This window comes from Bacillus alveayuensis (assembly GCA_030812955.1).
Classification (GTDB): Bacteria; Bacillota; Bacilli; order Bacillales; family Aeribacillaceae; genus Bacillus_CB; species Bacillus_CB alveayuensis.
In genome coordinates this window covers 65,642-85,699 of sequence record JAUSTR010000009.1, presented here as the reverse complement: position 1 = coordinate 85,699, position 20,058 = coordinate 65,642, and the positions used below count along the sequence as shown (strand labels likewise).

Annotated in this window: 21 protein-coding genes, 1 rRNA gene and 1 pseudogene; 6 read left to right on the top strand and 17 right to left on the bottom strand. The window is 34.9% G+C overall.

All coding sequences use genetic code 11. The features are described 5' to 3' along the window. Positions 1-94: ribosomal RNA gene (locus tag J2S06_RS10805) — 16S ribosomal RNA — on the bottom strand; the annotation flags it as partial. A 316-nt stretch (positions 95-410) separates the two neighbouring features. Next, positions 411-1,292: a nucleotidyltransferase-like protein gene (locus J2S06_RS10800; protein ID WP_419152285.1), complete on the bottom strand. Its 882-nt coding sequence runs from the start codon at positions 1,290-1,292 to the stop codon at positions 411-413. A gap of 197 nt (positions 1,293-1,489) precedes the next feature. Between J2S06_RS10800 and J2S06_RS10795 the strand changes: the two genes are divergently transcribed. Beyond that, complete coding sequence (locus tag J2S06_RS10795) at positions 1,490-1,846, top strand: YgzB family protein (protein WP_419152284.1); 357 nt, start codon at positions 1,490-1,492, stop codon at positions 1,844-1,846. A 143-nt stretch (positions 1,847-1,989) separates the two neighbouring features. On the opposite strand, the gene perR is transcribed toward J2S06_RS10795, so the two are convergent. From perR to J2S06_RS10765, 6 genes are all read right to left on the bottom strand, one after another. After that, positions 1,990-2,430 carry a peroxide-responsive transcriptional repressor PerR gene (gene perR, locus J2S06_RS10790; protein WP_419152283.1) on the bottom strand — a complete coding sequence of 147 codons (441 nt, stop codon included), beginning with the start codon at positions 2,428-2,430 and terminating at the stop codon, positions 1,990-1,992. 291 nt (positions 2,431-2,721) lie between these two features. Beyond that, entirely contained in the window at positions 2,722-3,195 is a 474-nt protein-coding gene (bcp, locus tag J2S06_RS10785) for a thioredoxin-dependent thiol peroxidase (RefSeq protein ID WP_044749484.1), read from the bottom strand. Between the two features lie 62 nt (positions 3,196-3,257). Continuing rightward, positions 3,258-3,662: a potassium channel family protein gene (locus J2S06_RS10780; protein WP_044749485.1), complete on the bottom strand. Its 405-nt coding sequence runs from the start codon at positions 3,660-3,662 to the stop codon at positions 3,258-3,260. 312 nt (positions 3,663-3,974) lie between these two features. After that, entirely contained in the window at positions 3,975-4,760 is a 786-nt protein-coding gene (locus tag J2S06_RS10775) for an ABC transporter permease (protein ID WP_419152282.1), read from the bottom strand. Between the two features lie 4 nt (positions 4,761-4,764). Next, entirely contained in the window at positions 4,765-5,556 is a 792-nt protein-coding gene (locus J2S06_RS10770) for an ABC transporter permease (protein WP_419152281.1), read from the bottom strand. 35 nt (positions 5,557-5,591) lie between these two features. Next, positions 5,592-6,620: an ABC transporter ATP-binding protein gene (locus tag J2S06_RS10765; protein WP_419152280.1), complete on the bottom strand. Its 1,029-nt coding sequence runs from the start codon at positions 6,618-6,620 to the stop codon at positions 5,592-5,594. Positions 6,621-6,788: 168 nt separating this feature from the next. Between J2S06_RS10765 and J2S06_RS10760 the strand changes: the two genes are divergently transcribed. The 3 genes from J2S06_RS10760 (at position 6,789) to J2S06_RS10750 (ending at position 10,157) form a co-directional block, all read left to right on the top strand. Further along, positions 6,789-7,130, top strand: a complete 342-nt coding sequence (locus J2S06_RS10760; RefSeq protein WP_044749489.1) for a hypothetical protein — start codon at positions 6,789-6,791, stop codon at positions 7,128-7,130. Positions 7,131-7,323: 193 nt separating this feature from the next. Further along, positions 7,324-8,619 (top strand): glutamate-1-semialdehyde 2,1-aminomutase, encoded by a 1,296-nt coding sequence (locus tag J2S06_RS10755; protein ID WP_044749490.1) that lies wholly within the window; start codon positions 7,324-7,326, stop codon positions 8,617-8,619. A gap of 458 nt (positions 8,620-9,077) precedes the next feature. Beyond that, the gene (locus tag J2S06_RS10750; RefSeq protein WP_419152289.1) at positions 9,078-10,157 is read left to right on the top strand and encodes an FUSC family protein; all 1,080 of its coding nucleotides are present in this window, start codon (positions 9,078-9,080) and stop codon (positions 10,155-10,157) included. A gap of 119 nt (positions 10,158-10,276) precedes the next feature. On the opposite strand, the gene J2S06_RS10745 is transcribed toward J2S06_RS10750, so the two are convergent. The 5 genes and pseudogenes from J2S06_RS10745 to fabL all read right to left on the bottom strand — a co-directional run bounded on the left by J2S06_RS10745 (position 10,277) and on the right by fabL (position 14,254). After that, positions 10,277-12,019: an ABC transporter ATP-binding protein gene (locus J2S06_RS10745; protein WP_419152279.1), complete on the bottom strand. Its 1,743-nt coding sequence runs from the start codon at positions 12,017-12,019 to the stop codon at positions 10,277-10,279. Positions 12,020-12,118: 99 nt separating this feature from the next. Continuing rightward, positions 12,119-12,652 (bottom strand): nucleoside tri-diphosphate phosphatase, encoded by a 534-nt coding sequence (ntdP, locus tag J2S06_RS10740; RefSeq protein ID WP_419152288.1) that lies wholly within the window; start codon positions 12,650-12,652, stop codon positions 12,119-12,121. Positions 12,653-12,785: 133 nt separating this feature from the next. Further along, positions 12,786-13,025, bottom strand: a complete 240-nt coding sequence (locus tag J2S06_RS10735) for a YgaB family protein (RefSeq protein ID WP_419152278.1) — start codon at positions 13,023-13,025, stop codon at positions 12,786-12,788. A 170-nt stretch (positions 13,026-13,195) separates the two neighbouring features. Further along, positions 13,196-13,342 (bottom strand): annotated as a pseudogene (locus tag J2S06_RS10730) (gamma-type small acid-soluble spore protein); the annotation flags it as partial. Between the two features lie 159 nt (positions 13,343-13,501). Beyond that, positions 13,502-14,254, bottom strand: coding sequence for an enoyl-[acyl-carrier-protein] reductase FabL (fabL, locus tag J2S06_RS10725; protein ID WP_419152277.1), 753 nt, complete (start codon positions 14,252-14,254; stop codon positions 13,502-13,504). 88 nt (positions 14,255-14,342) lie between these two features. On the opposite strand from fabL, the gene J2S06_RS10720 reads away from it, so the two are divergent. After that, entirely contained in the window at positions 14,343-14,516 is a 174-nt protein-coding gene (locus tag J2S06_RS10720) for a hypothetical protein (RefSeq protein ID WP_200894655.1), read from the top strand. A 25-nt stretch (positions 14,517-14,541) separates the two neighbouring features. Here J2S06_RS10720 and mutY read toward each other — a convergent pair whose 3' ends face one another. Then, complete coding sequence (mutY, locus tag J2S06_RS10715; RefSeq protein ID WP_419152276.1) at positions 14,542-15,633, bottom strand: A/G-specific adenine glycosylase; 1,092 nt, start codon at positions 15,631-15,633, stop codon at positions 14,542-14,544. Positions 15,634-15,831: 198 nt separating this feature from the next. Between mutY and J2S06_RS10710 the strand changes: the two genes are divergently transcribed. Continuing rightward, positions 15,832-16,806, top strand: a complete 975-nt coding sequence (locus J2S06_RS10710) for a metal-dependent hydrolase (RefSeq protein WP_419152275.1) — start codon at positions 15,832-15,834, stop codon at positions 16,804-16,806. A gap of 95 nt (positions 16,807-16,901) precedes the next feature. Here J2S06_RS10710 and J2S06_RS10705 read toward each other — a convergent pair whose 3' ends face one another. The 3 genes from J2S06_RS10705 to J2S06_RS10695 form a co-directional block, all read right to left on the bottom strand. Continuing rightward, positions 16,902-17,546: a HoxN/HupN/NixA family nickel/cobalt transporter gene (locus tag J2S06_RS10705; protein WP_419152274.1), complete on the bottom strand. Its 645-nt coding sequence runs from the start codon at positions 17,544-17,546 to the stop codon at positions 16,902-16,904. 21 nt (positions 17,547-17,567) lie between these two features. After that, positions 17,568-17,912 (bottom strand): urease accessory protein UreD, encoded by a 345-nt coding sequence (locus tag J2S06_RS10700; protein ID WP_419152273.1) that lies wholly within the window; start codon positions 17,910-17,912, stop codon positions 17,568-17,570. Between the two features lie 175 nt (positions 17,913-18,087). Then, positions 18,088-19,995 carry a helix-turn-helix domain-containing protein gene (locus tag J2S06_RS10695; protein ID WP_419152272.1) on the bottom strand — a complete coding sequence of 636 codons (1,908 nt, stop codon included), beginning with the start codon at positions 19,993-19,995 and terminating at the stop codon, positions 18,088-18,090. Positions 19,996-20,058: the final 63 nt, after the last annotated feature.

Here is a 20,058-nt window from a genome sequence, read left to right as displayed (position 1 = left end):
TCAGGAGAGCAAGCTCTCCTTCCGTCCGCTCGACTTGCATGTATTAGGCACGCCGCCAGCGTTCGTCCTGAGCCAGGATCAAACTCTCCGAAAAAGATTGAACTTGCACATGGAAGTGCTGACATCGACGTTGTCACAAGATGTGACGTCTTTAGTCGATGTTCCTTACTCATTAAAAAGAATTAACGGAACGCTTCGTTTTGTTTAGTTTTCAAAGATCATTTTAAAGCAAGAAAAGCAAAAGTTATAAAACTAACGCAAATGATCAAGTTGTCAACACTGTATCAAAGAGCGACTTTGTAATTTTATCATATCCATAATTAAATATCAACACTTTTTCACTAACCATCGCATACTGAATAATAATTAAATATCGGTCAGCAGCGACGGTTAATAATATATCACCTTAATCAAATGGTGTCAACACTTTTTTTCAAAGAATATCCACGATGGTATATTCCATGTCCTTTTGTCTCTATTCGTTTTACTTCTACTAGTTTTCTTTCAATTAAAAACTCTAACAAAACACTTAAATCAACAGCATAAAATTTAACTTCTGGGTGTTCTATCAATTCAGCAAAAAACCAAACATTTTTTTCAGATAAAATCTTTAATAAATGTGAAGCACCTAATTTCGTTTTCGAGTGGATTAGAAAATCGAATGCTAAAAATAATAATTCCAACCGTTTATGAAGCTCTTCACCGCTATCGACTAACTCATTATATAATTTATGGACCTGTGGTTCTATATGTTTTACTTGATTCCAAACTGTAATCTCTGGATGAAATCCTCTGTCGATCACTTCTAATCTTGCTAAATGATGTAGGGCGTGAACAATATGATTGTAAGCATCAAGGTAATGCTTTCCTTCAAAGAACGCTTTTCCTTCCATATATCTTCTAATTAATTTGCCAAATTCAATAGAAATCTTTAGTTTTCTTTCTTTAAATGGAAAGGTGTGTAAACGTTCAATTAATTTCACTAAATACTCGTTGCGATCAAATAAAACTTTTCCATTTAATATCCAATCAATAATCCGTCTATTAGTTCCTAATAAAATCCACTCATTTAATTGTTGTTCCGTAACAATATGTAAGGCTGCTTTTTGATTATTAAATTCGTAATGTTTAATAAATAGCGGCTTTTCGGCATGTTTCGTGATAATTAATAGAGCAACATCTAAATTATCTGTTTGAGGCGATGTTTGACTCTTTTTTTCCACCATTATAACAGCTTGTGTTTCCGGATGACTGGCTCTTTCCTGATAAATAGGGCGAAGTATATCTTTCATTGAAATTTCCCCCATCTGTTTAATATTTACCAACTTTACAGCAGATTGATGAAGTAACAAAATTTTTGTACAAAGTTATTCGTTGTAAAATAATTGTTCTACATTTTTCATTTAAAACCCTTTAATTCATGTTTAGAATTTCTTTCCTACTTAAACATCATAAAGTATGCTATATTATTTTACAGGAGGTAGCAAAAATGTCACGTAAATATTCGAGTAAAATAAATAAAATTCGCACCTTTGCTCTAAGCTTAATTTTCATTGGATTTATCATTATGTACTTAGGTATTTTTTTCAAAGAATCCGTTTTAATCATGACTATTTTTATGATCTTAGGTCTCTTGTCCATTATCGCTAGTACGATCGTTTATTTCTGGATTGGTATGTTATCAACAAAAGCCGTTCAAGTAATATGCCCTGCATGCAACAAACCAACAAAAATGCTTGGACGTGTAGATATGTGTATGCATTGCCGCGAGCCACTAACCCTCGATAAAGAATTAGAAGGAAAAGAGTTTGATGAAAAATATAATCGAAAAAAAATAAAAAAATAAGCTGTTCATGACTATCAGCTTATTTATAGCGATTGTTATCTTTACTGACTGGAGTTGACGATTACTATTTTTATCAGTTTTTAAAACTATTGTGAAGCTTAAAAATATTAAAATAAGCTGATAGCCTTTCTATCAGCTTATTTTTAATGAGGATTTTCTTTCTTTTGACACTCAGGACATGTACCGTAAACTTCCATACGATGGTGACTAACTTTAAATCCGGTAACGTGTTCAGCTAAATCTTCAACCTCATCAAGCCCTGGATAATGGAAGTCTACAATTTTCCCACATTCTTCACAAATAATATGATAATGATCTGATGTAACAAAATCAAAGCGGCTTGACGCATCGCCATACGTTAATTCTTTGACTAAGCCAACTTCACGAAAAACGCGAAGGTTGTTATAAACTGTCGCAACACTCATATTCGGAAATTTACCTTCTAATGCTTTATATATATCATCTGCAGTTGGATGTGTCATAGAATTAATTAAATATTCTAATATCGCATGACGTTGCGGAGTAATTCGTACCCCCGTCTGTTTCAACGTATCAAGCGCTTCTTTTAACATGCTTTCTGACATCCGTCATGCACCTCTTTTCTTTATGGTTTACATGTTCTTTTTAAAAAATTATTACTTTATAATATTTATAAATAGTGTACATTGATTTTATAACATTTGTCAATGTTATCCGCACAAATGAGTTATGGACATTTTTATATTCTTCATTTTCATGAATGATTTATTCATATATCTTGGCACAAAAAAGCGAGCTATAAGCCCGCATCAATAAGTGAATTGTTTTGAGGAGTTGCTCATAAAATATAGTACGTTAAAAGAAGACAATTTGATTAAACGTTTATCTTAAAAATGTTATTTTTCAAGTTCTTCTCGAATAAATTGAAGCGCCTCTTCAACATGACCTTTCACTCGAACTTTTCGCCATTCTTTCACTAATTTTCCTTCTTTATCAATGATAAAAGTCGAGCGTTCAATTCCCATATATTCCTTTCCAAAGTTTTTCTTTAATTTCCATACACCGTAAGCTTCCGCCACTTGGTGATCCTCATCCACTAACAACAAAAATGGAAGATCATATTTTTCTTTAAATTTTTGATGTTTTTCTTGCGGATCAGGGCTTACCCCTAAAATAACTGCATCTAATTCTGCAAAGCTTTCATGGTGATCACGGAAGTCGCACGCCTCTGTTGTACATCCAGGCGTCATATCTTTCGGATAAAAATAAAGAACCACATATTTCCCCCGAAAATCAGATAATTTTACTTTATCCCCATTATCAGCTAATAATTCAAAATCCGGTGCTAATTGGCCTACTTCTACCATCATTCATCCCTCCAATGATTATGATTGTCAATAATAAGCGTAACCAATTTAGGAAAATGATACAACTATTGCCCCTTTTCTATTTCAATGACTGTTCTTGCCACAACAGTAGTCGGTAAAATATATCCAAAAAATGCTTCAATTAAAGCAAGCCACCTTCCAATTCCAACAGGAGTTATGTCACCATAGCCAACTGAAAATAATGTAACAGCACTAAAATATAAACAAGACTCCATTTTCTCAAAGTAGGAACCTTTTAATTCATTTCCATTTTCAATCAATACTATAACATTGTACTCTTGTAATAATAAATAAAGCATAGCAAAGCCAATTAAAAAGGATATATATACAAGTCCGATCACACAAACCGTTTCAAAGGATAAAAATGTTCCTTTTCGAACCGCTTTGATGAGGATTTTTAAGCTCATGATTAGACAAAAAAGAACACCAGCACCAATAAAAATCCCCATGATTAAAAAATTCCTCCTGACTTTGTAAAATTCAAAAGTTTGTACAATATACACAGTCGTACTTCTTTTTATGTCCAAATAAAACGATTCTCCATTCAAATCCGGAGAATCGTTTCTGCCTATCTCAAGTTAATCGTTCCCGCAGCTTTCCAGAAATAAAATCAATTCGCACCTTCCCAATCAATGGGTGACTATTCTTTTTCTATTTCATTTGACAATCATATTAAACAAATATTTGAATTATATTAATATTTTTTAAATTATGAAGATTTTAATAAAAAACTGGCTCATCAATTGAATGATGAACCAGCTTTAATTCCCTGCTCCACGATATCGTTTGACACCAGCATTCCATATAAATATAGATAAGCTAAAAAAAGCAAGACCCATAACAGGTGTTAAAAAGGCATATCCATACCAGTCTGTTTTCTTTAAAAAATAAGCAGACGGATAAACACCTACAAACGCAAATGGTAAAATCCACGTTAAAACATAGCGAATAATACGATTATAAATATTCACAGGATAGCGACCGTAGTTTCCGATATTGTACATCATCGGCATAATCGACGTTTTCGCATCAGACCAAAAGCTAATGGAAGCAAGTGAAACAAATATACCTGCATACACAAGTGCCCCACCTAATACGAACAAAGCAAAAATAAAAATATCATACCAATGAAATGATAAGTCTAATTGAAAAGCGGCATAGCCCATGACGATAAAACCCGTGATCGCACCAAAGAGCGACTCTAACTCCATTCGCTCTAGAATCACCTGAAATAAACTATGGATCGGCCGCGTTAAAATTCGATCCATTTCACCTTTTATAATGTAGCGTTCATTAAAATCCCAAATATTAAAGAAAGCAGCAAAAATCGCAAATGGAACTAAAAAGAATCCATAAATAAATATAATTTCATCACGTGTCCATCCACTTAATACTTGAGTATGTCCAAAAACGACTAGGATGAACACGAGGTTTGCCGCTTGAAACATCAAATCTGACAATAACTCAACCATCATATCCGTCCGGTACTGCATTCTCGTCTTCAAGTATTGTCCCATATATTGAAAAAGCATGGATGCATAATACATGTGATCATCCCCCTTGAATTACCATCTGCTTTTTTGCGATACTCCACATTAATTGGATTGGGATGATTAAAATAATTGCCCAAAAAGCTTGTAAAAGAATCGCTTCGATCACTTCATGACCTTGAAAGCCTTCTGTAAAAATCATACTAGGCATGTAGCTAATCGCTTGAAACGGAAACCACTTCATGAGTTCCTGTGCCCATAAAGGATAAAAACTAATCGGTAAAAGAAGCCCTGAAAACAAATCAATAACAACCCGTTTTGCTCGCATTAATCCATCTACGTTAAACAAGAAAAAGGTTAACATTCCAGTAATTAAGTTAATTTGTGTATTGATAATAAAACTAAAAAGAATGGAAAGGGCAAAAAATCCCCACGTTGATAAGTCAGCTGAAAATTTAAGCGGGAATATGAAACTGACAATGACCATTCCTGGAAGCGAGAAAAAGACTAAACGGAAAATCCCTTCACCTAATGCTTGCATTGTTTTCATGCCAAGGTAATGATATGGACGGATGAGCTCAACCGCCACTTTCCCTTCTTTAATTTCCATCGCAATTTCACGATCAATATTGTTAAAATAAAAAGCTCTTGCCATCCACGAAATGGCAACATATGTGATCATTTGTGCAATGGATAATCCTTGAATATCCTCTTTTCCACCATAAATAGCGGACCATAAAAAATAGTAAGCCCCGATATTAATACTGTAAATGAAAATACCTGTATAATAATTCGTCCGGTACGCTAGCATCATTAAAAAGCGTATCCGAATCATCTCTAAATATTTTCCCATGTTGATCACCGTAATTTCATATTGTTATTGAATCATTAAAAACTATAAACCTCTTGCTTTGTCGCTTCACCTTTCTCATAAATGTTGCGAATAATTTCTTCTGTCGAAATCTCTTGAATGCTTAAGTCGATGATTTTTTCTGCAGCAACAACTCGGCTAATTAATTCCGACATATCCTCTTTAGGATTTGCCACTTGCGCTATCCATATATTTCCCCGTTCTCCTTTTATCCAGTGAACATTTAAATTAAATGTTATCATTGCAAGTCTTTCTTTTTCAATTTCATTTCCAAATTGAAACTCAATTTGTTTTCCTTCTCCCCAATGCTTTCGTAAATGCTCTAAAGAACCATCATATATTATTTTTCCTTCATCAAGCATAACGACTCGTTCACATAGTGCTTCTATATCTGATAAATCATGGGTTGTTAATAAAATCGTTGTTTGATATTTTTCATTGATTTCTTTTAAAAACTGACGAATTTTCAATTTAACAAGAACATCTAATCCAATTGTTGGTTCATCCAAAAATAAGAGAGGAGGATTATGGATTAGTGCTGCAGCTAGCTCACAACGCATTCGCTGCCCTAATGAAAGCTTACGGACAGGCTTATCTAATAACGGTTCAATATCTAATGTTTTAATGACATGATCCATATGCTCGTTATAATCTTGATCGGATACTTGATACACTTTCTTTAATAATCGAAATGATTCTTGAACCGCAATGTCCCACCAAAGCTGAGAACGTTGTCCGAATACTACTCCAATTGTTCGGACAAATTTTTCACGTTCTTTATGAGGATTCATCCCATTGACCAGTACTTTTCCTGATGTTGGTGTTAAAATTCCTGTCAGCATCTTAATAGTCGTTGACTTACCGGCCCCATTTTCTCCAATATAACCGACCATTTCACCTTTTTTGACAGAAAAAGATATATCATGAACAGCCCGAATCGTTTTATAGTTTCTGGTAAATAAATCACGAAACGCACCCTTTAAGCCCGAACGACTAGAATAGCTTTTAAATTCTTTTCGCAAATTTTCTACTTCAATAACGTTCATGCTTTTCCCTCCACATTGATACAATCACAACGATAAGTTTAACGAAAAGAGATGGAATAAACAATGAAAATGCAATGCATTCTGTGTTCTGGTAGTATATAAAAATTTTATTGGTTTCAATATTTTTAAATTGTATAATTAAATGGAAAGATTAAAAGGAGTGATAAGATGGAAAATTTAATTCTTCAAGCAATTAAAGAACTACAAGAAGAATTTAAAAAGGAAATAGGTGAAGTTAAGGAAGAACTAAAGAAAGAAATCGGTGAGGTTAGAATAGAGTTAAAGGAGGAAATTACTCAAGTTAGGGAAGAATTAAAACAAGAAATTAGTGAAGTTAGAGAAGAATTAAAACAAGAAATTAGTGAAGTTAGAGAAGAATTAAAGAGAGAGATAGGAGAAGTTGATAAAAAAGTTGATAAACTTGAAAACAAAATAGATTTTCTAGGAGAAAAACAATGGAAAAATGAGGCGGATATATATAGATTAAAAAAACTGATTGGAGTTGAATAATTATTCAACCTGACTATATCTTCTTTTTCCATCTTAATATAGATCTCTATCTGCCTATCATTTTCTCTTTAAAATCCAAATGAAACACCCTCTTTCACAAACACATTTTTACCCCCTCTCTTAATACTCTTCCCATCTCTCGTAAAAGTGCTAGAATAGACAGAGGATGCAATTTTAAAAGAAGGTGAAAAGCATGAACTTTACAAAATCTGAACAATTACATCAAGAGGCCCTTGAACATATTGTTGGCGGAGTAAACAGCCCTTCTCGTTCCTATAAAGCAGTAGGCGGTGGTGCACCTGTTGTGATGGAAAAGGCTAAAGGTGCTTACTTTTGGGATGTTGATGGAAATAAATATATCGATTATTTAGCAGCATATGGCCCAATTATTACTGGACATGCACACCCACACATTACCGAAGCTATTAAGCGTGCCGCTGAAACGGGCGTTTTATACGGAACGCCAACACCACATGAAGTGAAATTTGCGAAAATGTTAAAGGAAGCCATTCCTTCTTTAGAAAAGGTTCGCTTCGTCAATTCTGGAACAGAAGCCGTTATGACAACGATTCGTGTGGCAAGAGCTTACACAGGAAGAGATAAAATTATTAAATTTGCTGGTTGCTATCACGGCCATTCTGATTTAGTGCTTGTTGCAGCCGGTTCAGGTCCATCTACTTTAGGAACACCGGATTCAGCAGGTGTACCAAAAAGCATTGCTCAAGAAGTGATTACTGTGCCATTTAATGAAATGGAGCCATTTAAAGAAGCGATTGAAAAGTGGGGAGATCACGTAGCAGCTGTTTTAGTGGAACCGATTGTCGGTAACTTTGGAATTGTCGAGCCGAAGCCTGGCTTTTTAGAAGAAGTCAACCGCCTTACACATGAAGCGGGTGCACTTGTGATTTACGATGAAGTGATTACAGCATTTCGCTTTATGTATGGTGGAGCCCAAGATTTATTAGGTGTGAAGCCAGATTTAACAGCAATGGGTAAAATTATTGGTGGCGGTCTGCCAATAGGAGCGTACGGTGGCAGAAAAGATATTATGGAAAAAGTAGCACCATTAGGACCAGCTTACCAAGCAGGGACAATGGCTGGAAATCCAGCCTCTATTTTAGCGGGAATTGCATGTTTAGAAGTACTAAAACAAGACGGTGTTTACGAATATTTAGATGAACTCGGCGTCATGCTAGAAGAAGGCATACTTACACATGCTAAAACATATGATATTCCGATTACGATTAACCGTTTAAAAGGAGCATTGACCGTTTACTTTACAACGGAAAAAGTATATAACTACGAACAAGCTCGAAATACAGATGGCGAAATGTTTGCGAAATTTTTTAAGCTCATGCTCCATCAAGGGATTCATTTAGCACCTTCCAAATACGAAGCATGGTTTATCACAATCGCTCATACAAAAGAAGATATCGAACAAACCATTGATGCAGTAGGAAATGCCTTTAAACAACTGAAACAGTCGTAAGGAATAAAAGCGCAAAAACCTATAGGAGTTTTTGCGCTTTTTTCATTAGAATGGATTGAAATGGAATTAGGGAATGTATCTGACAGCTGATTTACCACGTGAGTTATGTCACTCAAACCGAAAAATAACTTGCCGGAACCGAGAAATTTCTCGCGCAAACCGAGAGATTATATGCCAAAACCGAGAAATTATGTACCAAAACCGAGAAATTAACCCTCTAAACCGAGAGATTTCTCGCACAAACCGAGAGATTATGTGCCAAAACCGACAAATTCAGCTCTAAAACTAGAATAAGTTTTACCGCTAGCCCCCTAAAATTTTTTCAAACAGCATTTTCTTCTTGAATAATCCCTATAAACAATGTATATTACTTAATTGTTTAATCTGAAACAAAATATAATAAAATGAAATTGAATAAGGTGAAGCTTCACCATGAAAGGATGACATATCGTAACGACATGAAACTTGGAGCCCGTATTTTAAAAACTGGGATTGCCATTACGATGGCTTTAACATTAGCAACACTGTTACAACTTCCGTCACCAGCCTTTGCTGGAATTGCAGCGATATTCGCTGTTCAACCATCTATTTACAAATCTTATCAGACTGTAATCGAACAAATTCAGGCAAATATTATTGGTGCAGTAATTGCCGTATTGTTCGGTCTTTTTTTCGGTTCCAATCCGTTTATGGTTGGATTAGTTGCTGTCATCATTATTTCAATTTGTTTAAAATTAAAATTGGAAAATACGATATCCATTGCTCTCGTAACAGCGATCGCCATTTTAGAAGCAACAGGAGAGAATTTTACATTTGTGGCAGGAAGTCGTTTCTTAACAATTTTGCTCGGAGTGTTATCTGCCTTTATTGTCAATTTAGTGTTTATGCCACCGAAATATGAAGCAAGATTATATTATAAAATTTCTAATATCACGGAAGAAATTATTAAATGGATTAGAATGAGCCTTCGGCAAGCCTCCGAATATGGAACATTAAAAGGAGATATTGATCGTATAAAGGATCAACTGATTAAACTTGATCAGCTATTTTTGCTTTATAAAGAAGAAAGAACTTATTCGAAAGCGAAAATTTATCCAAAATCCCGAAAACTTGTTTTGTATCGTCAACTGATCACAACAACAAATCGAGCTTTTTATACATTAAGAAAGCTTCATCGTTTAGAAAATGAGCTGCATCAAACACCTATTGAATTTCAAGAAATTCTTATTGCGGAGCTCGATGTCCTATTAAACCATCATGAACAAGCATTATTAAAGTTTGCCAAAAAAATAAAAGCAGATAAAACGAGTGAAATACTCTTAAAAAATACATTCCATAAAGAAAATCTTGTCCAAACGTTTTTAAATTATGAAAAAAATTGCAAAGATACAAGTTGTTTTCATAACTTACTGCCTTTAGTTGCTTCCATTATCGATTATCACGATCATCTTGAGCATTTAAATACACTAATAAACAGCTACCAGCACTTTCATAAAAAAGAAAATGATTTGTCTATTACGGATGAAATCAAAACATGATGTGCTGTTTCATTATGTAGTTTGACAAAGCATCGATGCAAAAGCCCGAAACAACTGCTGTTTCGGGCTTTATCATATCTTTTGCCAATTCGCGAACTCCCTTTCACAAATTGGCGCGATTAATCAAGCTGCTGAATTTGGAATAACTTGAAATAATTTCCTTTTTCATTCATCAACTCTTGATGAGTTCCCATTTCAACAATTTTCCCATTTTCTATTAAGACAATTTTATCAGCATGAGTAATCGTTGAGAGACGGTGAGCCACAATAAGCGTTGTGCGATTTTTTGCTAGCTTTTCAAGTGCTTCCTGAATAAGGTGTTCACTTTCTAAATCTAGTGCAGAGGTTGCTTCATCCATAATTAAAATAGGTGGATTTTTTAAAAATACTCGGGCTATCGCAATGCGCTGCTTCTGTCCCCCAGATAATTTCACGCCTCTTTCCCCTACTTTTGTATCATAACCTTGCGGCAAGTTCATAATGAAATCGTGAGCATTTGCGGCCTTTGCCGCTTCAATCACCTCTTCCTCCGTTGCATCAGGCATTCCGATTAAAATATTCGCTTTTACTGATTCACTGAATAAGAAGTTGTCTTGTAAAACCATTCCGATTTGGTTGCGGACTGATCTTGCCTTATAGTCTCTAATGTCTACTCCATCTAGTAAAATTCGTCCTTCTGTTACATCATAAAATCTCGGAATCAAACTGACTAGTGTCGACTTCCCGCCACCGCTCATTCCAACAAAAGCGACTGTTTCCCCTTTTTCAATTTTTAAATTAACCTTTTCAAGAACGAAAGGCTCATGTTCATTGTACTGAAAAGACACATTTTCAAATTCAATCGTCCCTTCAATACCGACCGCTTCTATTGCATCTTTTTTATCCACGATATCATAAGGTTCATCCATAAATTCAAACACACGATCCATGGAAGCGATTGACTGGGTTAATGTAGTGGAGGAATTAATTAGTCTTCTTAAAGGGTTATATAGTCGATCTATGTAAGCAATAAAGGCAACCATCGTCCCAATTGTCAAATTGCCATCAATCACTTGATAACCGGCATATAAAATAACGAGTAATGGTGCAATGTCTGTAATCGTATTCACAACTGCAAATGTTTTCGCATTCCATATCGTATGGTCGATCGCTTTTTCCAAAAAATGTCTGTTTTCTTTATCAAAATTCATTTGTTCATAATCTTCTATCGCAAAACTGCGAATGACAGGCATTCCGCTTACACGTTCATGTAAATAACCTTGCACCTGAGCTAGCGCCTGTGAACGAGTTCTCGTTAATTTTCGTAAGCGGCCATAAAAAAATTTAACAGCAAACCCGTAAAGCGGAAAGAGAATAATGGAAATAAAGGTTAAGGTAACATCCATCGTAAACATAATTGCAACTGCAATAAAAATCGTCATTAGATCAAGCCATAAATTCATAAGCCCTGTGATAACAAATGATTTTGTTTGTTCGACATCGTTAATTACCCTGGAAATGATTTCACCGGCTCTAGTGTTCGCATAATATCGCAAGCTAAGCTTTTGTAAATGAGTAAAAAGCTGATCACGTATATCATACAAAATTTTACTTCCGGTCCATTGCGCAAAATATTGACGGTAATATTCGATTGGCGGTCGGATCACTAAAAAAATAAAAAACGTAATTCCCATTACCCAGAAAAGCTGCTCGATTTTATCAGCGTGACTCATATTTGCACTTAAAATATCATCCACGACATACTTGAGAAGTAAAGGGATCAATAACGGAAGTCCAAATTTTAACAAACCGATAATGATCGTCATCATAATTTGTAAACGATAAGGTTTGACAAATTTTAAATACCGTTTAATCGAATCCAAGACCTGCGCCCCCTCTCCAAGACGTTTCCCGATTGTTTTCTATCCTTATCTATTTTGACAGTTCAATAAAAAGAGTCTGTTGTCCGCCAACAGACTTCATTAACGTAAATAAGTTAAAAATTGTTCATACCATCTGTCGATAAATTCCGGAGAAAACGGCCCTTTTCTTCCACAAATCCAAGAAATTAGATAGGATACATTTTTTTTTAAAATACGGTCAATGACTCCCGGGTAGTTCATTTCTTTTCGATGGCGTTCATATTCATCTTCATCTAATATGATATATGTCATATCTGGAAAAACCTTTACATCTAAATCATAATCAATATATTTTAATGCTTCATCATCGAAAACAAACGGGGAACTAATATTACAATAGTAGTAAACACCATCTGTTCGGATCATTCCAATAATATTAAACCAATATTTCGCATGGAAATAGCAAATAGCTGGTTCCCTCGTAATCCATGTCCGTCCATCTGCTTCTGTTACCGTTGTCCGATCATTTCCACCGATAATACAGTTTTCCGAGCTTCTTAAAACCGTCGTTTCTTCCCAGATTCGATGGATCGAACCGTTATGCTTATAGCTATGAATTTGAATTTTGTCTCCTTCCTTGGGAAAACCCATTATTGTCCCTACTTTCTTCTGGACATTCCGTTCATGAAGGTAAGCAAAACGTCCATTTATGCTTATTCTTATTATACCGCTAGAATGAAAAAAAAGAAAACAAAAGAGTCAAACCGGTTTGGTTGACTCCTTTATCTTAAATGTGTTCTAGCTGATATGTTTTAATAACTTCTTCAGTTTGTCGCTCAAATGTTTTTTGAATGTTATGTAATTGTTGTCTCATTTCACTGATTTGCGATTCCACTTCTTGAATCATTTCATCATCCTGTAATAATGTTTGTAATTGTTGACAACGTTCTATTTCTCCTTGTATAAATAGCAATTTCTCCATTGTTGCAAGTTGTTCTCTAACAAGTTGATCAAAACGGCTTTGCATATTCCGATGTTTCGCTCCTTTCTTAAAGGATCTATATATACAAGTTCGTTTTTAAAAAAGGAATTCCTTTGGCTACTTATGTTGACGGGTCACTAATTTTGTCGTTTTAAACTACCATAAGAAAAGCACTTCACTCCTTTATGGAAGTGAAGTGCCCGAAAACAAAGCTGTTAGGAATTTTGTTGTTTATTTTGCTCCGCTTGTTGGTTTTGTTGACGAACATGTTGAGCGTCTGTTTCAGCAGCAAACTCAGTGCCGTATTGACCTTGAGCAGCTTTTTGGTTTTGTTTTTGTACGTGTTGCGGATTTGTTTTGTTTTGTTGATTTTGTTGATTTGCCATCACATTTCACCTCCACGTGAATTATCATTTCCTCGAGGTTAAAAATCTATCCATTTTTTTGTTATATTTTTTTGTGATCATTTTATCTTCTATTTATAGACAAGTTTCGATTTGAATTTTTTTCTATACTTTTCTTTACACTAAAAGAGAAATTCCGCCATCAACAATAATCGTTTGGCCACGAATCATAAATGCCTTGTCCGATACTAAAAATTCAACTGCATTGACTAAATCCTCTTTTTCAACCATTCGTCCTGCAGGTGTTTTTTCTTTTGCTTCATTTATCAGCTCTTCACGATTCGGAAAGTGAGTTAAAGCATCTGTATCGATCACACCACCCGATACAGCATTAACGATAATGTTTTTTGGTGCTAGCTCTACCGCTAAGTATCTTGTTAACGCTTCTAAAGCTGCTTTTGAAACCCCTACCGTTGTATAATTTTTCAAGTAGCGAATAGCTCCGAGAGAACTAATGCTAACGATATACCCTCCACCGTTTTTCTCCATCAATTTCGCAGCTTCTTGTGCACAAAATAATAATGCCTTACTATTAATATCCATCGTCCAGTTCCAATGTGATTCTTCAAGGTCCATTAGCGGCCTAAGCACTCCTGAAGCGGCGTTATTAACAAATACATCTAAACGTCCAAACGTTTCATCAATTTCTTTAAACAATTCCTTTATTTTTTCCGTTTTCCCCACATTTGCTTTAACAACAAGTGTTTTCACACCTAATTTCTCGATTTCTTCAGCCGTTTCAACAGCTGCTTTTTTGCTTCTTGCATAGTTGATCACAATATTATAGCCTTTTTCAGCTAGGCGAATCGCGATAGCTTTTCCAATACCACGGCTGCTTCCGGTTATAAGAGCTACTTTCTCTTGCGTCAATCTCTTCATCTCCTTATCATCTTAAGAATAACTCTTCTTATTTTAACAAAAAATATAGTTAATTCGTGTTATTTTAGGGGGGAACGGCATGTATAATGGACGAGATATGACGGAGCTTTCCATGATATCTAAACGAAAATGGAGTACTGAGGAGCTTTCTCACTTTCATCACGCTTTTCAGCAAATATTGCCTTATTTAAACATCGAAGGACAAACGATGTACCGTGAAATTGTGGAAGAAATTAAAGCACGTAATTCTTAGACACAGTCAAAATCAGGAACAAAATTCAACTTTGTTCCTGATATAAGGAAAAGATTTTTTGATGTGAAACTGGAAATGCGTATTGATTCATCTCATCTTTTGTCACTTTGTTTATCTCTTTCATTTCCGTATCGTTCTTTACATGTCCAAAAAAGACTGAGATGTTCCACGTTAGATGAGAAAATACGTGCTGAATCGTTCCAGCTAAGTCGCCAATCGTTGATTCAATGCCATATTCTTGTTGTAAAAATTGTTCTAGCTGCTTTTTTTGTGATAAATTTCCTCGTTTCGTTTCACAATTCGGAAACTCCCATAAATTTGCTAATAACCCTTGCGAAGGCCTTTTATGAATATAATAAAAGTCATCCTTTTTTAAAACAGCAGCAGCTATTTGTACTTGTCGGTGTGCCTTCGTTTTCGTTTTAACAGGGAGCTCCTCTTCCACACCTTCATGATAGGCTGCACAATGTTTGCGTACAGGGCAAAGAAGACAAGACGGTGATGTTGGTGTACAAACTAATGCTCCTAACTCCATCAAAGCTTGATTAAAATCAGACGGATGCTCTTTTGAAATGATTTCACGAATGACGGACTCAAAAATTTTTCTCGTTTTCGGCTTAGCTATATCCTCCCAAATGGTTAAAATTCTTGAAACAACACGCATGACATTTCCGTCTACAGCTGGTTCAGGAAGATTGTAGGCAATACTTAAAATAGCCCCTTTCGTATAAGGCCCGATCCCTTTTAATTTTTCTAATTGTTTCGGATCATCCGGAACTTTTCCACCATATGTCTCTTTCACTTCCTTCACAGCTGAATGTAAATTTCTAGCACGGGAATAATAACCGAGACCTTCCCAAGCTTTTAATACCTCTTCTTCATCCGCTTCAGCTAAGGCCTCGATGGTAGGAAATTTTTTGATAAATTGGTTAAAAAAAGGTTTTACTGTATCAACGCGCGTCTGTTGCAGCATTATTTCTGATACCCATACTTTATATGGATCTTGATCCTTTCTCCACGGTAAATCTCTTTTTTCACGACGATACCATTCGAGTAAATCACGTTGAAATGTTTCTTTTTGAAAATGCATAAGCTGCTTTTGTAGTATTTCTTCCATTCAAAAAGTACCCCCAATTTCATTGCTGTAAGAAATGGATTTATGATTAAATGTAAATAGGGAAAAGAAAATGTTTTAGTTATCAAACATGATTTCGTACATTCATGTTACATGAAATATTTGTTTTCTGAAATGGTAAGAAATTTTTTTATAAATATTTGCCGAAGTTTTTGCTTTAAAAATTGGAGGTTAAAGTCATTGGATACTGGCACACATGTTGTAATGGGGATTGCATTAGGTGGAATCGCTACGTTGGATCCTTATGTTGGAGGGCATCTCATCACTTCAGAAGCAATAATGGTCAGCACCGTTGTTGGCTCTCAAGCCCCTGACATTGATACATTTTTAAAACTGAAAAACAATGCTGTATATATTCGAAACCATCGCGGCTGGACACATTCCATCCCTGCAATTATCCTATGGTCTCTTCTCATTACTTTCTCCATAAATTTTTTTATACCCGAAAGCAATTTGTTCCATCTATGGTTGTGGACATTAATCGCTGTTTTTCTTCATGTCTTTGTCGATATTTTTAATGGTTATGGGACTCAAGCTTTACGGCCATTTTCAAAAAAATGGCTTGCACTTGGAACGATTAATACGTTTGACCCATTTATTTTTATTATGCATATTGTCGGAATCATCATTTGGATGATTGGCTACGATCCTGGGTTTACCTTTTTAACGATTTACCTTATTCTCTTCGCTTACTATGTTGTTCGTCTTTTTATGCAAAGAAAGATTATTAAAAAAGTACACGAAAAAATTGATAAAGTGGAACAAATCGTATTTAATCCAACCATTCAATTTCATAAATGGGTAATAGTTGTCAAAACAAAAAATGAATTTTATGTTGCACACGCCATCAGAGGTGATATCGATATTCTCGATCGATTTGAACGAAAACCATTGCCTAACAATGAGCTGATGGAAGCAGCAAAAAAAGATCATAATATCGATGCTTTTTTATCCTTCTCTCCTATTTACCGTTGGGAGATTGCAGAATATGATGATTTTGTTGAAGTACGATTTACTGACCTTCGTTATCGTAGCAAGAAATATTACCCATTTGTTGCCGTATGTCATCTAGACCATGATCAACAAATTATTCGTTCCTATACGGGTTGGATTTTTAGTGAAAAAAGCTTGAGAAAAAAATTAGATTTAATTTAAAGTTTAGATATCGAAATGATACATCATTGAATTGTTTAGAGAAAACGGATAATACAATCTCCGTTTGGAATCGATCCAAACGGAGATTCACACATTTAGTAGTAGATTAGATCGAGCAATCCATCTTTAATGATGATTTCATATATATAGTAAATCCCATATAAAATACTGATTACACCTGCGATACCATAAATGAAGGGAACAAATTTTTTCATTCTATTTCCGAAAACAAAGGGGAGACCGATAATGGTTGTTAAAAAAAACATGCCAATAATCGTGCCAACTCCAAAAATACAAATGTATAAAAACGCTTGAAAATAGCTTTCAACCGTCGTCATGGTTAAAAGAACCATTGCAGCACTTCCAGCCAACCCATGAATAAATCCGATAATCAATGATTTAACATACGTATAATCCTTATTTTGTTTATGTACTAATTTTTGCTGATTAGGACGAAAACTTAAAATTCCTAAAAGGACTAGCATAAAGCCAACGAATAATTCCAATGTCATCGATACTGTTTCTGAAATGGTTGTTTTAAATCCGATCACGACCATCCCGATTACCAAAAGCGTCAGTGTATGCCCTATGCCCCAATACACTCCTGTTAAACTTGATTTTTTTATGGCTTTTGTTCTACTAGCAATTGTTGAAACAGCGATTACATGATCTGGTTCTGTCGCATGTTTCATTCCTAGAATCAGTCCAAAAAAAAGAACTGATAGAAAATTGACTGTCATGTTATTCACCTCTTAACTTTTTTAAATAGGCTCTTTTCTAAAAGATTGTTGCTTTACCATAGCTTTTCGGCGGTTTTCTTCATATACTTTCAATTTTAAACGAAGTTCTTGAAATAGGAAAGGCTGGCCAGTATCCGACCAGCCCTGATTAATAATTTCCTTATAAAGAAAAGTTGTCCCTCTTTCCATATGGACAACTGTATCCTGCTCTAAATGAGCATGTTTATAAACAATTAACGGATCCTGCAAATATTCATGTATGTTATTTTTCAACGTAAACACGAACTTTTGCGAGACTTTCTTTTTTGATGTTTTATAAGGAAAATTTGAATCACTTATCTGCAACAGGGGCAGTAAGTTAATCATGTTGATGATGTCCTATATAACGAAATGGTTGTTTCATTTTTCGATTCTCCCGCCGCCACGGAATCCTAAGCTCGTTTCTGAACCTTTCCCTATTATCCTAAACTATTAAATCTGAAACTGAACAAAAGTGTTTTGGATTTTTTTTCTCGACTATTGTAGCGGATGGTCTCTCAATTCAAACTTCTATTTCGGCAATCATAATAAGAGCTTGCAAAGACAAAAACAATTGATAATGAAAATTCGGATCGTTTAAATCCTTCCCTAAAAGGGTTTTAATTTTTTGTAATCTGTATCGGAGGCCACTGACAGACAAACAAAGGTCTTCAGCGGTTAGTTCAAGATTTCCTCCATTTTCTAGATAAACATATAATGTCTTTAAAAGCTCATGATTTTTGGAACTATCTTTGCATTGATACAATTCTCCTAACAAATATCTGGCAGTTTTTTTCACCATTTCTACATTGTTCCCATTCATTAACGCGCCAACCATTCCTAATGATTGAAAGGAAACAATTTTATTATGAAAAGTTGTGATACGAAGTGCAGTAACAGCCTCTTCATAACGCTTGGCCGCCTCATTAATTTCGTTTCCGACCAAGCTGATTCCCGCTTTAAATTTATACGTCTTATGTTTTTTGGAAAGGTATTGAATCAATTCATGGCAAAATGGTTCTACCCTATTTTTGAAAAGCTCACTTTCAGGAACTAACAAAACGACTCCATTCGATCGCTGTGAATAGAGAAGGTTTCGTTTCCTTTCTTTAAAAAACTCAGAAATCGACTCCATAAACAATTCATGAAAAACTAATTCATCTTGTGAATTTTTGTCTTGATTAGTATGGAAATATTTGATCATTACAATGTAATAAGGTTGATTTAAATCAAGATTAATATAACGTCCTCGTTGAATAATTTCTTCCTTAGGAACATTTTTCCCAGATAAAATTTGGTCAAGAAAATACCCTTTCATTCGTTCAGTCGCTTCAAAGCTTTTTTTTTCATTTAAAAGATAAAGGGAGCAAACTAAAGCAATTCTCTCTAGAATTAAATAATCTAATTTCAAAACCTCTTTCTGTGCATCCTCATATATTAAAGAACAATAACCAAATATTTTTTTGCCCACATAAAAGGGGGTTACTAGACGAATATGGTTCTTTGTGACAATTTTTTTGGTAGAGTAAAACGGTTTATACGATTTTTGATCTTTATCTATTTGTACATTTAAATACTCTTTAAATGATTGATCTTTTTCATAAAATGTTTCTTTCGTCAGTCCAGCATATGCAAGAAGATGAAAGCAATGATTTTCAATGATAATAGGAAGCCCTGTTGATTCATAAACTGTCTTGGCGATAGACTCTAAATCGTTTCCTGCTAAAAGCTCCTCTGCTAGCTTTTTATAAATGCTTGCTGCTCTAGCTAAGCTATTTCTCTCTTCCAATAACTTTTCATACGTATATCCTAGCTCTTTGACGATCGGGTCTTCCTCATAATATTTCAGTTCACTGTTAATGGTTTCTTCATCACAAATATCAATGGATTTAGCGACCCAGCAGCAATAGTCATCACCTTTCGCTTTGCAGGCCGTTTCTTTAACGATGACACGTTGATTGCAAATGACAGATAAATAACCACTCGCATAGCCTACGAGAGTATTACATACTGGTGTATCGGATTTTCCATTGCGAATTAAGTGATCTTCTGCTTCATATGAGTTAAACCAGCTTCCTTCCATATGAACCGATTTTTTTTCAGCATTTTTAGAGTCCCATATCTTTAAAAATTTTGTTTTAACCTTTGCATGCCCTTTCATCATATGCATTTTAGGACCATAAAAAATCGTTTCCTTAATCGAAGGAAAATTCATTTTAGCTGCTTTATATGCATCATTTTTCCCTAGCTCCTGACCGTGTCGTATTTGAAAGCCTTTAAGTCGTTCCAATCCAATATTATTTGCAATATCCTCTTTAAGAGTTCCAAAAGCAGAGATGGATACTAATAGAACACGTTCGCCGTTCACGTAATATTCACCGTTGTTTTCAGTAATATGTAAAGTATCGGATTCAAACACCGTATTATTCATTCGACCATCCCCTTTACTCTGACCAAAATAGTCGAAAATTATGCTGCAAAAAAGAGAATTTGA